At 63.6% G+C, this 13,223-nt stretch carries 12 protein-coding genes; 7 read left to right on the top strand and 5 right to left on the bottom strand.

Going from position 1 to position 13,223, the window contains the following annotated elements; genetic code table 11:
* The 5 genes from OCK01_RS18830 to OCK01_RS18810 are packed head-to-tail and all read right to left on the bottom strand — an operon-like array spanning position 1 to position 4,362.
* Positions 1 to 933, bottom strand: coding sequence for a LysR family transcriptional regulator (locus tag OCK01_RS18830; protein WP_263825257.1), 933 nt, complete (start codon positions 931 to 933; stop codon positions 1 to 3).
* Positions 934 to 937: 4 nt separating this feature from the next.
* A complete protein-coding gene (locus OCK01_RS18825; protein WP_263825256.1) occupies positions 938 to 2,737 on the bottom strand; it encodes an adenine deaminase C-terminal domain-containing protein in 1,800 nt (599 codons plus the stop codon).
* 18 nt (positions 2,738 to 2,755) lie between these two features.
* Positions 2,756 to 3,385 carry a glutathione S-transferase family protein gene (locus tag OCK01_RS18820; RefSeq protein WP_318530244.1) on the bottom strand — a complete coding sequence of 210 codons (630 nt, stop codon included), beginning with the start codon at positions 3,383 to 3,385 and terminating at the stop codon, positions 2,756 to 2,758.
* A complete protein-coding gene (locus OCK01_RS18815) occupies positions 3,385 to 4,077 on the bottom strand; it encodes a Rieske (2Fe-2S) protein (protein WP_263825254.1) in 693 nt (230 codons plus the stop codon). The genes OCK01_RS18820 and OCK01_RS18815 overlap by 1 nt, the downstream gene beginning before the upstream one ends.
* A 42-nt stretch (positions 4,078 to 4,119) precedes the next feature.
* The gene (locus tag OCK01_RS18810; protein WP_263825253.1) at positions 4,120 to 4,362 is read right to left on the bottom strand and encodes a hypothetical protein; all 243 of its coding nucleotides are present in this window, start codon (positions 4,360 to 4,362) and stop codon (positions 4,120 to 4,122) included.
* Between the two features lie 448 nt (positions 4,363 to 4,810).
* Here OCK01_RS18810 and OCK01_RS18805 point away from each other — a divergent pair, with 448 nt between their 5' ends.
* The 7 genes from OCK01_RS18805 (at position 4,811) to guaD (ending at position 13,215) form a co-directional block, all read left to right on the top strand.
* Complete coding sequence (locus OCK01_RS18805; RefSeq protein ID WP_182829680.1) at positions 4,811 to 5,926, top strand: BMP family ABC transporter substrate-binding protein; 1,116 nt, start codon at positions 4,811 to 4,813, stop codon at positions 5,924 to 5,926.
* 70 nt (positions 5,927 to 5,996) lie between these two features.
* Positions 5,997 to 7,577: an ABC transporter ATP-binding protein gene (locus OCK01_RS18800; protein WP_263825252.1), complete on the top strand. Its 1,581-nt coding sequence runs from the start codon at positions 5,997 to 5,999 to the stop codon at positions 7,575 to 7,577.
* Positions 7,570 to 8,616 (top strand): ABC transporter permease, encoded by a 1,047-nt coding sequence (locus tag OCK01_RS18795; protein WP_263825251.1) that lies wholly within the window; start codon positions 7,570 to 7,572, stop codon positions 8,614 to 8,616. Before OCK01_RS18800 ends, OCK01_RS18795 begins: the two co-directional genes overlap by 8 nt.
* 11 nt (positions 8,617 to 8,627) lie before the next feature.
* Positions 8,628 to 9,566, top strand: coding sequence for an ABC transporter permease (locus OCK01_RS18790; protein ID WP_263825250.1), 939 nt, complete (start codon positions 8,628 to 8,630; stop codon positions 9,564 to 9,566).
* Positions 9,567 to 9,627: 61 nt separating this feature from the next.
* On the top strand, positions 9,628 to 10,488 hold the full coding sequence (locus OCK01_RS18785) for an aromatic ring-hydroxylating oxygenase subunit alpha (protein ID WP_263825249.1): 861 nt from the start codon (positions 9,628 to 9,630) through the stop codon (positions 10,486 to 10,488).
* Between the two features lie 4 nt (positions 10,489 to 10,492).
* A complete protein-coding gene (locus OCK01_RS18780; RefSeq protein WP_263825248.1) occupies positions 10,493 to 11,833 on the top strand; it encodes an amidohydrolase in 1,341 nt (446 codons plus the stop codon).
* A 20-nt stretch (positions 11,834 to 11,853) separates the two neighbouring features.
* Complete coding sequence (guaD, locus tag OCK01_RS18775) at positions 11,854 to 13,215, top strand: guanine deaminase (RefSeq protein ID WP_263825247.1); 1,362 nt, start codon at positions 11,854 to 11,856, stop codon at positions 13,213 to 13,215.
* Positions 13,216 to 13,223: the final 8 nt, after the last annotated feature.

Below are 13,223 nucleotides of genomic sequence, written 5' to 3'. Positions count from 1 at the left end.
TCAGGCCATGCCCGAGGCTGCGAGCCGATCGATGGCTTCCGCCAGCAATTTGCCAAAGGCGGAGGCTGCGTCGGATATTTCCTTTTCGGAGCGCGACAGCAACATCAGCTTGCGCGGCGGCAGACGGCTGTCCTTCAGCGGCACGAAATGCAGCGTGCCGTCGGCCAGTTCCTGTTCGACGCCGACGCGCGTCTGAAGCACGGCGCCCAGATCCCGCTTGGCGAGATCGACCATCAGGCCGATCGAATTGGTGCGGGCGCGGCGGGATAGATCGATCAGAGAGCGGTTGAAGGCGTCTTCGACCGACGCGCCGAGCGTCAGCGAGGCGTCGGACAGGATGACGCGCTGGTTGGCGAGATCGAACAGCTTGAGCTCGCTCTTGGTTGCCATTTCGCTGCCGGGAAGGGCGAGAACGCCGAGCGGCAACAGCGCTTGCGTGATGCGCCGCATGGCGCGGGGCGGCCTGACGTCGAAGACGACGGCGAGATCGCAATCGCCCTCCGCCACCGCCGTCGCCGCCTGTTGCGATCCCATCACCTTGATTTCGACGGTGATATCGGGATGCCGGCCCCAGAACTGCTGCAGCGCCCCCGGCATCAGCCCGCGCGCCACGCTTTCCACCACCGCCACCGACAGCGAGCCGCGATGCAGTCCGTGCAACTCGTTGATCTCGTTGCAGGCGCGGTTGAGTTCGCCGAGACTGGCGCGGGCGTGATAGAGCATCAATTCGCCGGCGCTGGTCAGTTTCAGCCTTTGCCGGACGCGTTCGAACAGCGGCGTGCCCAGCTCGTCTTCGAGTTGCTTGAGCACGCGGCTGATCGAGGAGGGCGCGACATTGAGCGCCAAGGCCGCCTGCCGGATCGAGCCCAGCCGCGCCACCAGCTGGAAATAGTGGATGCGGGTGGCGACGAGCCCGAGCCGGAAAGGGTCCATAGCGTCAGGCCGGCTCGAACAGCGGCTGGATGCGCATCTCCGGCACCAGCACATTGCCCTTGTCGGTGATGCGGATTTCCGGGATCACCGACAGCGGGATCAGGTTGAAGCCCATATAGGGGATGGTGCAGCCGGCCTTTTCCCATTCGACCTTGAGCTTTTGCACCTCTTCGGCCACCACATGCACGCGCTTGTCGGACAGGAGCCCGGCGATCGGCAGCGGCACCATGGCGGTCACCAGGCCGTCCTGCACCACGCAGACCCCGCCCTGATGCGCCTCGATGGCGCGCAGCGCCACCTGCATATCCGCTTCATTCGTGCCGGCGATGATGATGTTGTGGCTGTCGTGGCCCACGGAAGAGGCGACCGCGCCGCTCTTCAGCGCGAAATTAGACAGGAGACCATGGGCGACATTGCCGGATGATTTGCCGTGACGTTCGATGACGGTGACGAAGCACAGACCGTGGCGGTCGAACTGCGTCTGCCAGTCGTTGGCGGGCTCGAGGCGGATCTGTTCGTGGCCGAGAATGATGCCGGGCAATTCGGTGCGTATCGTATGCGCGATCACCGGCGTCGTCGGCAGGTCCGGGGTGAGCTTCAACTCCTTCGGCAGCTTCACCGTATGATAGGCGGCCTCGGGATAGCGCCAGAGATCGGACAGCGCTTCGTCGAGGATCGGCGTAATCTTTTTCTGGTCGACGACGAGTTCACCGCCATACCAGGTCGAGACGGGCTTCAGGTCGTCGTCGAGCAGCACGAGATCGGCGCGGCGGCTGCCGCCCATGCCTCCGATCTCGCCTTCCTTGCCGAAGCGGGTCGCGCCGTGCAGAGAGCCCATCGACCAGGCCTGTTCCTTGGTCATCCCGGCCTTCACCGCTTCACGCACCACCCAGTCCATGCCGAAAGCCAGGAGGTCGTCGGCGTCGCGGTCGTCGGTGCAGACGGCGACGCGCTTGTGCGAGGAGCCGAGTTCCGTGATCGTGCGGATGGCGTCCGGCAGCGAATGCCAGGGCGTGGTCGGCGGGCCGCCGCGCAGGAAGAGCCAGATGCCGGCCTCCAGCATGTCGTCGGCGATGTCGCGTTCGATGGCTTCATGCGTGTCGGTGACGCCAGATGCGGCATAGGCTGCGACAAATTCCCGACCATAGACATGGCCGCAGACCGGCTTGCCGCGCGACAGCGCCGCCGCCAGGATCGCGTGGCTGCGTTCGTCGCCCATGGTCACCGGCACGAAATCCATCTTTTCGCCGAGCGCCACGGCTTCGGGCCATTTGTCGAACAGCGCCGCGATCTTGTCGGGCGTCAAGTCGCCGCCGGCGGTTTCGAGTTCCGGCGAGGTGGCGGGAACGGTTGAGGGCACTGTGAGGAAGATCGATAGAGGCGCATGGCGCGCATCTTCCAGCATCGCCTCGACGCCCGCGACATCCATGACATTGCCGATTTCGTGGCTGTCGCAGAAGATCGTCGTGGTGCCGTTGAGCAGCGCTGCCTCCGCATAGGCGCAGGCCGTCACCATCGAGCTTTCGATATGGATATGCGGGTCGACGAGGCCTGGCGCGATGATGCCGCCTTTGGCGTCATAGCGTTTGGCGCCGCCCTTGTGGGTTCCGGCGGGCTTGACGGCGGCGATGCGGCCGCCGGCGATCCAGACTTCGCGGGCGGGCAGGATGCGTTCGGAGTAGGTCGAGAGCACGCGGGCGTCGAAGATGACGAGATCGGGATCGGCGCGGCCGGAGGCGACATCGGCGAGCCTGCGGGTCATGCTGGCGAGCGGCGCGACGGAAAAACGGGTGAGGGACGTCATGGTCTTCTCCTGAGGCCGTCAGTGATAATCGGGGATGCCCGGCATGGTCTTGAATCCGTCGAGCGTGCGGAACCGGCGGATCCAGCGCCGCAGCGCCGGGAATTCGTCGTGATCGATGCCGAAATCGCGCGACAGCGCGAAGATCGGAAACAGCGTGACATCGGCGATGGTGGCGTGCTCGGCCGCAAACCATTCGACGCCGTCCATCTGGCGAAGGGTCATATGGTCGTCCATGACGCGGAAGGCTTCGCGCGCGGCGCTCCTCAAGGCATCGAGATCGCCCGGTTCGCCGAACAGCGCCACCAGCCGCGCCTGCATAGCCGGGGCGAGCGCCGAGGCCGAGAAATTGAGCCAGCGCATGGTCTCGCCGAACGCCATGGCGTCCATCGGCAGGAATTGCCCGGAGGGATCATGGGCTTTGGCCAGATAAGCAAGGATCGCCTCGGGACCGTAGAGCGTCAATTCGCCTTCTCTCAGCACCGGCAGCGAGCCCAGCGGCGACAGCGCCCGCATGGCGGGGCTGAGATGCTCCTTGCCCGGCACCATGTCGACGGCCACGATCTCATGCGGCGTCTTGAGGATCGAGAGAAGCAGCCGGACGCGGTAGCTGGAGTCGTCGAGTTCGTAATTGAAGAGAGTGAGAGACATCACGCCACCTTTGCGATTGGAGCGATCGGGGCGGCCTCGATCACTCGACGGGCGTTCTCCGCCCATTTGGCGATGCTCTTCTGCGTCGAGGCATCGACCGCGCCGAGGACCGTGAGATGCAGGGCGCTTTTGTCTGCGGCGATTGATTGAACGGCGACCAGCAGCTTGACGTCGCCGCTCGTGAAGAGAACGGCTCCCGACGACAGCGTCTCCACCGTCACGTCGGCGCCGTCGACGGGCAGGCAGGACAGCATTGGCGCGATGGTCTCGGCGGCGCGGTCGATATAGAGGCTGCGGATCGGCGAGACATCGTCCGACACAGTCGGAAGGGCTGAGGCGTCCGCTGTCTCTGCAAGGCAGGTCCAGATGACGCCGCCGCGCTCAGTGACCGCGTAGGACGGGATCTTGATCGTCGCGGGGACCTTGAGGTCGGGATGCGCCGGAATATATCGGCACTGACCGCCTGTGTCGTATTGCCAGCCGTGATAGAGGCAGGCGATGTGGTCGCCGCGCACGAAGCCGAAGCTCATGCGCATGCCGCGATGCGGACAGCGGTCTTCCCAGACATGCGCCTTGCCGCTGTTGTCGCGCCAGACCACGACCTCGAAGCCGTCGATCTGGGTTCCTGCCGAGGTTCCGGCCTCGATCGAGGCGCTGAGCGCTACCGGCGTCCAGCCGTTTGCCGCTGTCATCTTCTTGCTCCTTCGTATCCGATCCCGGGGATCATTCAATTCTCAATTCCTGACATCCGCGCGAGTCACCTCGCGGATGATGCAATTCCTTGGCCCCAGGCTGCAGGCCATTTCGAACATGTCCACCAGGGCCTCCTGGCCGCTCACCCGCATCGTTGCGCGCCCGGCGTCGCAAGCGCCGACGACGAGCGCGAGATCGAGTCTTGCCGCGCGGTGGCGCGTAAACTCGATGAAGCTCTTGCAGGCGATCTCGCCGATGAAAACGAACTCGATGTGTTCGGTCACAGCATGTCCTTCAATGCGGTGTCGAGGCGCTGCGCGGGTTGGTCTGGAAGAGTGACGGCTTCCGTTTCATGCGCGTTCCAGCCTTTTAATTGAGCGAATGTCTAAAAATTAGACATGCACTTGATTTCATCACTGTAGACTTTGGCTTCCGTCGATTTCAAGTGATTTTTTCACTCGACTTGTTGCGCTGGACGCACCGGGCAGGTCGAATTTTCAGGTCTATGCGGAACATCCTCGATTTGAAAGGCTGCCGTTCCGGCGGTTCCCGGTCGTTTGACGGCTTGAGGCGTCAGGCAGCGCCGAGCATGGCGAAGGCGCTGAGGTTGTGGCGTTTTGCGAGCAATTCTCGCAGCAGCTGCGCAACGACGCCTTGGCACGGGAGTTGCTTTGTAAAATCGAAAACGCTGGAAGCGAGGCTTGTCCGGCGGAAAACCAAAAAGGGGTTCACATGATCGATCTGCGTAGTCTTTCCCGTCGCGGGTTCCTCAACATGGCCGCCGCCGGCGCTGCTTCCACCATGCTGCCGGGCGGCTTCGCCCGTTCGGCGATGGCCGCAACGCCTTTGGCCGCCGTCAAGGAAGAAGACGCCGTCATCGGCTTCGGCCATGTCGGCCCGATCACCGACGAAGGCTGGACATGGAGCCACCATCAGGGCCTGCTCGCCGTCAAGGAAGCCTATCCCAAGCTCAAGAAGGTTCTCGAAGTCGAGAACGTTCCCTATTCCGCCGATGCGACGCGCACCTATCGCCAGTTCGTCAGCGAAGGCGCCAACATGATCTTCGACACCTCGTCGACCGGCGACTTCCTGCATGAAGTCGTCAAGCGCGCGCCGGACACCGCCTTCCTGGAGTGCAACGGCCATATCCTGATGGACAATCTCGGCTGGTATTACCTGGCGCACTGGTATCCGACCTATGTCTTGGGCGTCGCCGCCGGCATGCTGTCGAAAACCGGCAAGCTCGGCTATGTCGCCTCCTTCCCGGTCGCCTCGGTCTACGCCTCCACCAACGCCTTCCTCATGGGCGCGCGCACCGTCAATCCGACTGCGACCTGCAAGACCATCGCCATCAATTCCTGGTTCGATCCGCAGGCCGCATCGCAGGCGGGCACGGCGCTGATCGATGACGGTTGCGACTTCCTGTTCGGCATCATGGACGAGGCCGCCTATTTGCAGGTCGCCGAAAAGCGTGGCGTCTGGGCGGCCATGTGGAACACCGACATCCGCCGTTACGGCCCGAATTCCTACGTCTCCTCGATCATCATCGACTTCAAGAAATTCTACGTCGATCAGGTCGGCAAGCGTCTCGCCGGAACCTGGACCCCGGGCGAAACGCTGTTCGGCATGGGCGCGGGCGTCGATCGCGACAAGTGGGGCGAGAAGGTTCCGGCCGAGGTCGGCAAGGCTGCGGACGCCGTGCGCGACAAGATCCTCGGCGGCTGGTCGCCGTTCGAAGGCGAACTCAAGGACGCCAAGGGCAATGTGAAGGTCGCCAAGGGCCAGAAGATGACCGAGATGGAGCTCTACAACTGGGATTGGTCGGTCGAGGGCGTCACCGGTCTCTGACTTCAGCCACAGGAAGGGGCGCGATTCGCGCCCTTTCTCCCCCGCCTGTCTCCCTCTCCGGTTCCGCCTGATGTCAGATCACCCGACCCGCTATGTCGCCCCGCCCGGCGCAGCCCCGCTCGTGCAATTGAAGGGCATCGCGAAGTATTTTCCTGGCGTCATCGCCAATGAAGATGTCGACCTCGACGTCATGCCCGGCGAAATCCATGCGCTGCTCGGCGAAAACGGCGCGGGAAAATCGACCCTCATGAATATCCTGACCGGCATCTACCAGCCGGATGGCGGTGAGATCATCATCGACGGCTATGCACGGGAATTTTCCACGCCGCAGCAGGCCATCGCCGCCGGCATCGGCATGGTGCATCAGCATTTCAAGCTGGTGAACGCCTTCACCGTGGCTGAGAACATCCATCTCGGTTGGAGCGAAACGCCGCGGCGCGCCTCCGCCTCCATCCTCGAAGCGAGGACCGCCGATCTCGCCGCGAAATTCAATCTCGACGTCCGCCCCGCCGCCCGCATCACCGAATTGTCGACCGGCGAGCAGCAACGCGTCGAAATCCTGCGCGTGCTGGCGCGACGGGCGCGCGTTCTCATTCTCGACGAGCCGACAGCGGTCTTGACGCCGGGCGAGGCGCGCGAACTGTTCAAGGCGCTGCGCGACTTCGTCTCGACCGGCAACGCCGTCATTTTCATCTCCCACAAGCTCGATGAAGTGCTGGAGATTTCCGACCGCATCACCATTCTGCGCGGCGGCCGCAAGATCGCCACCGAAAACGCCGCGGACTGTACGCCCGCCAAACTTGCGCGCCTGATGGTCGGCCGCGACATCGTGCTCGCCGATATGCGCGGCCGTCCAGAAGGCGCGGCCCCAATGTCGGCGGCTCCCGTGCTCAGCCTGCGCGACGTCGTCGCGCTCAATGATCTGGGCGACGAGGCGCTGCATGGCCTGTCGCTGGATGTGCGGGCCGGCGAGATCGTCGGCGTGGCCGGCGTCGCCGGCAACGGCCAGCGCGAACTCTCCCAGGTGCTGACAGGCACCCGCGCCATCGCTTCGGGCGAAATCGTGCTCGACGGCCGGGTGATCGACCGCGCCAACGCCGCCGATTTCGTCGCGCGAGGCGTCGGACATATCCCCGAAGACCGACTGCATAGCGGGCTTGCGCCGGCGCTGAGCGTCACGGTCAATGCGGTCATGCGCGAATATGGCGCCCCGCCGGTCACCCAAAGCGGCGTCTACCGTCCGGGCGCCGCGATCGCGCTCGCCAAGGATATCGCCGCTGTGGCGGAAGTCGCCATTCCCGATTTCGCCATGCCGATCCGCAATCTCTCCGGCGGCAACCAGCAGCGCCTCGTCGCCCGCCGCGAAATGCGGGTGGCGAAAAAGGTGCTGGTGGCGGCCTATCCCAGCCGTGGCCTCGATGTCGGCGCCATCAACACCATGCTTCGCTATATCGTCGAACTGCGCGACGCCGGCGCCGGCATCATTCTGATTTCAGAGGATCTCGAAGAATTGCTCAATCTCTCCGATCGCATCGCAGTCCTCTATGAAGGAAAGATCATGGGCGTCGTGGACAACGACACTGTCGACATCGAGGAGATCGGTCTGCTGATGGGCGGGAGAAGCAAGGACGGGGGCGCCGTCCATGGCTAAGGTCCGTCTTCAACGCCTTCCCTCCGCCCATCCCGGCATGGCGCTCGGCGCCCGCATCGGCGCCATCGCGCTGGCGCTGATTTTCGCCGGCGTGATCCTCGCTCTGGCTGGCCATAATCCCCTCGATCTCGGCATGCAGGTCTTAAACGCTTCCTTCGGCTCGTCCTTTGGCATGGAAGATCTCGGTCTCCTGGTCATCCCGCTGATCCTGACCGGATTGTCGGTGACGGTGGCGCAGCAGATCGGCGCCTGGAATATCGGCGCCGAAGGCCAGTTCTATGCCGGCGCCTTCGCCGCCACCGCCGTCGGCCTGTTCATCCCGCTTCCAGACGGTTTGAGCCTGGTGGCGATGTTCATCGCCGGCGCGATCGGCGGACTGATCTGGATCCTGATCCCCACGCTTGCGCGCGCCTACGCCAATGTCAGCGAACTCATCACGACCCTGCTCCTCAACTTCGTCGCCATTCTGCTGGTCTATTATGTCTCGACCGACGCCTGGCGCGAGCGGGGAGGGGTGGCCAATTCCGCCACGCCGCGCATCCCGGCCGAAATGCCGGAATTTTGGGGCCTTGTGCATTGGGGCCTGCCGATCGCGGTCATCCTCGCCATCATCACGGCGCTGATCTTCAACTTCACCAAATGGGGTTATGAAATCCGGCTGATCGGCTCCAATCCCTCGGCGGGCCGTTACGCGGGCATCGCCTCGCGGCGCTATCTGATCCTGGTGATGCTGGCCTCCGGCGCGATTGCGGGCGTCGCCGGCATGCTGGAAATCGCCGGCACGGTGCATCGCCTGCAGGGCGGCATTTCCAACAATTACGGCTATCTCGGCATCATGGTGGCGGTGCTGGCGCGGGGATCCTCGGTCGGCGTCATCTTCTCCGGCGCGCTGATGGCCTTCATCCTGAATTCCGGCATTATCCTGCAGACGGAGGGGCTCACCACCTCCGCAGTGCTGGCCATGACCGGCCTCATTCTCTTCCTCACCGCGATCGGCGATGAGCTCGCCCATTACCGCATCCTGCGCGACAAGGCCTGAAAGGACACGACATGGAACTCCTGACCGGTCTCCTCACCACAGCCTTTCTGGCCGGCGGTGTGTTGTCCCTCGCAGCCATCGGCGAAGTCATTTCCGAACGCGTTGGAGTGGTCAATCTGGGCGTCGAAGGCCTGATGGCCATGGGCGCGGTCACCGCCGTCGTCACCGTCACGGCCGCGCCCTATCCGATGCTCGGTTTCCTGGCCGCCCTCGTGGTCGGCGCGTTGCTCGGCATATTGTTCGCAACCGCCACCGTGGCGCTTCGCGCCAATCAGGTTCTGTGCGGACTGGCGTTGACGCTGATGGGCACGGGCCTCGCCCAGACCATCGGCAAGGCTTATTCGGGCATGCCGGTGCCTGCCACCTTCGAGGGCGTTGCGATCCCGCTTCTGTCCTCGATCCCGATCCTCGGCAAGGCCTTTTTCAGCCAGAATATTCTGGTCTATCTCATCTATATCATCCTGCCTTTCGGCCTCTCATTTCTGATGTTCCGCACCCGGCACGGCCTCAATATGCGCGCTGTCGGCGAAAATCCGGCGGCTGCGGACGCCGCCGGCATTCCCGTTAATCTGATCCGCTTCGGCTATGTCGCGCTGGGTTCGGCCCTGGCTGCGGGCGCGGGCGCCTATCTCGTTCTGGCTTTCGTGCCGTCCTGGTCGGATGGCGTCGTCTCCGGCCGTGGCTGGATCGCCGTGGCGCTGGTGATCTTCGCCGGCTATCGACCCATTCCGGCGGCGCTGTCGGGTCTGTTGTTCGGTTTCATCACCGCGTTGGGCTTTGTCGGTCAGGCGCGCGGCTGGCCGATCGCGCCGGCCTTCCTGTCGATGCTGCCTTATGCCGGCACGATCGCCTTCATCATAGCGCCCGTGGTGGCATGGCAGCGGATGAAGCGGTTGATGGCGGCCCCGGCGGCGCTCGGCGAACCCTATTTCCGGAATGTGAGGTCGTGAGCCGCTTGCCTCCACGCGTGGACGGCGTCATGACAGGACAAGAACTGAAGGGAGCACGGACATGACCAAGGCCATAGACAAGGCGTCGCTGGACCAGTGGTATGTGATCGAAACCGAGGCGGCTTTGCCGGTCGGCACATCCCCGAACCGCCTGCTCGGTGTCGATCTCGCGGTGACCAGGATTGAGGACGGCGACATCACCGTCATGGCCGAGGGCCGGGCCGAGCCGCTGCCGATCCGCAAGCGTTTCGGCTTTCTCTGGACATCGCTCGGCGAGCCCGCCGGCGAGATTTTCCCGGTTCCCGAAGCAGACGAGCCGGATCGCCGCTACGTGCCCTGCGGGGCGGTGGCGGTGAAGGCGTCCGGCCTGCGCATCATCGAGAATTTCCTCGACATGGCGCATTTCCCCTTCGTGCACACCGACATTCTCGGCTCTGAGCCGCATACCGAAGTCGAGCACTACAATGTCGAGATCCGCCGCGACGTCGACGAGGTCTGGGCGACCAATTGCCAGTTTTTCCAGCCGCAGGCGGCGCTCTCGGCCACCGACGGCCTCATGACCCAATATATCTACCGGGTGATGACGCCGTTCACGACGCTGCTCTACAAGACTTGCCCGAACTCGGCTAATCGCTGGGATGTGATCTGCCTGTTCGTGCAGCCGCTCGATCCGGACCGCTGCCGGGCGCATCCCGTCATGTATCTGATCGACGATGTGTCGACGACGCCGGCGCTGATCCAGTTCCAACAGCTGATCTTCCTGCAGGACCGCATCATTCTCGAAAATCAGCGCCCCGTGCTTCTGCCGATGGAGCCGCGTTCGGAAATCCCCACCCGCGCCGACGCGTCCTCGATCGCCTATCGCCGCTGGCTTAAAGAAAAAGGCGTCACCTACGGCACCTCGCTGATGAACGCGGCCTGACGTAATGGCTGCTTCCGCGACCCAAATCGACCTCGCTTTCATCAACGCCACGGTGCTGCCGATGGGCGGGGCCGCCGAGATCGCCAACGGCGTGGTGGCGGTGCGCGGCGACGAGATCGCCGCCGTCGGCGCGGCTTCCGAGATCGATGTATCAGGCGCGACACGCATCATCGATGCGAATGGACGCGTGGTGATGCCGGGTTTCGTCAATTGTCACACCCATATCGCCTCCAACATGTTGTTGCGCGGCCTGCTGGAAGATGTGCAGCTGTTCGAATGGCTGCAGACCATGTGGCGGCTCAAGCGCAATTTCGACGGGGACACGCTCTATTGGGCAAGCCTGATGGGCCTTGTGGAAATGGTGAAGTCGGGTATGACCTGCTTCAACGAGCATTTCGACGGCTATCGCGTCGAGCCTCAGACCGAGGCGCTGAAGAAGGTGCCCCTCCGCGCCACGCTCGGTTACGGCTTTGCCGATCGCGGCATCTATGCGCCGATCACCGATTGGTCGTGGAAGACGCTGGACAGGTTCGGCGACAAGGTTGCCGCGCATCATCGCAGCGGCGATGGCCGCGTGCATGTCGGCCTGTCGCCGCATGCGCCCTATTCCTGCGGACCGGACATGTATCGCAAGGTGCGGGATGTCGCCGACGCCTATGGCCTCGCGATCCATACGCATCTCGCCGAGGGGCCGCAGGAGATGGCCTATATGCGGGAAACCTATGGGACGAGCCCGGTGAAATGGCTGCATTCCCTGGGCTTTCTGAAGCCGGATGTCACTGCGGCGCATTGCACGCAACTCGACGATGACGATATTCGCATTCTGGCGGAGACGGGAACCAAGATCGGCCATTGCCCCTGCTGCAACGCCAAACTCGATTCCGGCACGCTGAGGCTGAGATGCTGCCGGGAGGCAGGCGTCACCGTCGGGCTCGCCACCGATGGGCCGGCCAGCCACAACAGCTTGGACATGTTCCAGGAAATGAAATTCGCGGGCATGATCCACAAGGACAAGACCCACGATGTCGAATTCCTGAAGACGCGCGACTTGCTGGAAATGGCCACTTGCGAGGCGGCTAAAGCGATGAACCGGCCGGAGACCGGGCGTTTGACGCCCGGCGCCAAGGCGGATCTGATCATGATCGATCTCGACAAGCCGCATACGCTGCCGGTCTATGATGTTGCGGCCGCGCTCGTCTATTCGGCGCGCGCCGACGATGTCGAGATGACCGTGGTCGACGGCAAGATCCTGATGGAAAACCGCACCGTGCTCGGCATCGACGAGCGGGAAATCCGGGCGCGTTTTCGCGAGGCGGCGCTTGCGCTGCGCGACCGCAGCCTTTGAAAGCGCCAAGAGGCGAGACAATGACCATGCGCAACAAAACCCTGCTCGCCAACGCTTTTCATGCGCCGACGCCCTGGAGCGTCGAGTGCCTCACTGACGCGCTAATCACTGTCGACGCCGACGGCGACATTGCCGACGTGATCGGGCCTGAGCATTCCAACTATGCCGAAACGCGCGCGGCGCTTTCGGCGAGCGGGGACTTGGAGGTCCTGCCGGGCGGCTCCTATCTGCTGCCGGGTTTCGTCGATTGCCATGTGCATGCGCCGCAATATCCGCAGCTCGGCAATGCACTTGATGTTCCCTTGGAAGTCTGGCTGCAGAAATACACCTTTCCGCTTGAAGCCCGCTATGCCGACGCTGCTTTTGCCCGCCGCGCTTACTCGCTGCTCGTTCAGGACATGCTGGCCAACGGCATTACCACCGCACTCTATTTCGCCACCATTCATCAGGAGGCGACGCGGCTCCTCGTTGATATCTGCCTGGAGAAGGGGCAGCGGGCGCTGGTCGGCAAAGTGGCGATGGACAATGCCGAGAGCTGCCCGGACTATTATCGCGATGGCTCCGCTACTGAAGCTGTCGAGGGGACGCGGGCGTTGATCGATTATGTCAGGAGCCATCCGGCCAATCGCGACAATCTCGTGCATCCGGTGGTGACGCCGCGCTTCATCCCCTCCTGCACTGATGCGGCGCTGGAGGAACTCGGCGCGCTGGCCAAGCAATGCGGCTGCCATGTGCAGACCCATTGTTCGGAAAGCGACTGGGAGCATGGCTATGTGCTCGAACGTCATGGCATGACCGACGCCGAGAGCCTCGATCGTTTCGGCCTGCTCGGCCGGCGCACCATGCTTGCTCATTCCAACCTGCTGACGGCCTCGGATATGGAGCTGATCCGCACGCGTCAGGCGGCGGTGGCGCATTGCCCGCTGTCGAACGGCTATTTCGCCGGCGCGGTGTTTCCACTGCGCGCGGCGCTGGAAAAGGGGCTGAATGTCGGATTGGGCACGGATATTTCCGGCGGCCCTTCCGCCTCGATGCTGGAAAACGCCCGCGCCGCCATCCTCGTCTCGCGCATGCTGGAAACGGGCGTCGATCCCGCAAAGACTGGCGCTGAGCGCGCGTCCGGCGCGCCCTCCCGCATCGATTTCCGCCAGGCTTTCCATATCGCCACTGCCGGCGGGGCAAAGGCGCTCGATCTTCCGGTCGGTCGCTTCCAACCCGGCTACAAATTCGACGCCATCGTCATCGACACAGAGGCAGAGAAGGGCACGATGCGGCTGTTCGACGAGTTCGACAGCGGCGAAGCGATCCTGCAGAAGATCATCTTCACCGCCTCCCGCGCCAATATTTCCGACGTCTATGTCTCCGGCCGCAAGGTTGCTTGAAGAGCGAT

This window comes from Rhizobium sp. TRM95796, from assembly GCF_025779995.1.
In the GTDB taxonomy this organism is placed as follows: domain Bacteria; phylum Pseudomonadota; class Alphaproteobacteria; order Rhizobiales; family Rhizobiaceae; genus Rhizobium_E.
This window is presented reverse-complemented; position numbering and strand designations above follow the sequence as displayed.

Bases quoted from the DNA above. Each gene is read 5' to 3' on its own strand.
- OCK01_RS18830 (WP_263825257.1), bottom strand. From the start codon at position 933: ATGGACCCTTTCCGGCTCGGGCTCGTCGCCACCCGCATCCACTATTTC.
- OCK01_RS18825 (WP_263825256.1), bottom strand. From the start codon at position 2,737: ATGACGTCCCTCACCCGTTTTTCCGTCGCGCCGCTCGCCAGCATGACC.
- OCK01_RS18820 (WP_318530244.1), bottom strand. From the start codon at position 3,385: ATGTCTCTCACTCTCTTCAATTACGAACTCGACGACTCCAGCTACCGC.
- OCK01_RS18815 (WP_263825254.1), bottom strand. From the start codon at position 4,077: ATGACAGCGGCAAACGGCTGGACGCCGGTAGCGCTCAGCGCCTCGATC.
- OCK01_RS18805 (WP_182829680.1), top strand. From the start codon at position 4,811: ATGATCGATCTGCGTAGTCTTTCCCGTCGCGGGTTCCTCAACATGGCC.
- OCK01_RS18800 (WP_263825252.1), top strand. From the start codon at position 5,997: ATGTCAGATCACCCGACCCGCTATGTCGCCCCGCCCGGCGCAGCCCCG.
- OCK01_RS18795 (WP_263825251.1), top strand. From the start codon at position 7,570: ATGGCTAAGGTCCGTCTTCAACGCCTTCCCTCCGCCCATCCCGGCATG.
- OCK01_RS18790 (WP_263825250.1), top strand. From the start codon at position 8,628: ATGGAACTCCTGACCGGTCTCCTCACCACAGCCTTTCTGGCCGGCGGT.
- OCK01_RS18785 (WP_263825249.1), top strand. From the start codon at position 9,628: ATGACCAAGGCCATAGACAAGGCGTCGCTGGACCAGTGGTATGTGATC.
- OCK01_RS18780 (WP_263825248.1), top strand. From the start codon at position 10,493: ATGGCTGCTTCCGCGACCCAAATCGACCTCGCTTTCATCAACGCCACG.
- guaD (WP_263825247.1), top strand. From the start codon at position 11,854: ATGACCATGCGCAACAAAACCCTGCTCGCCAACGCTTTTCATGCGCCG.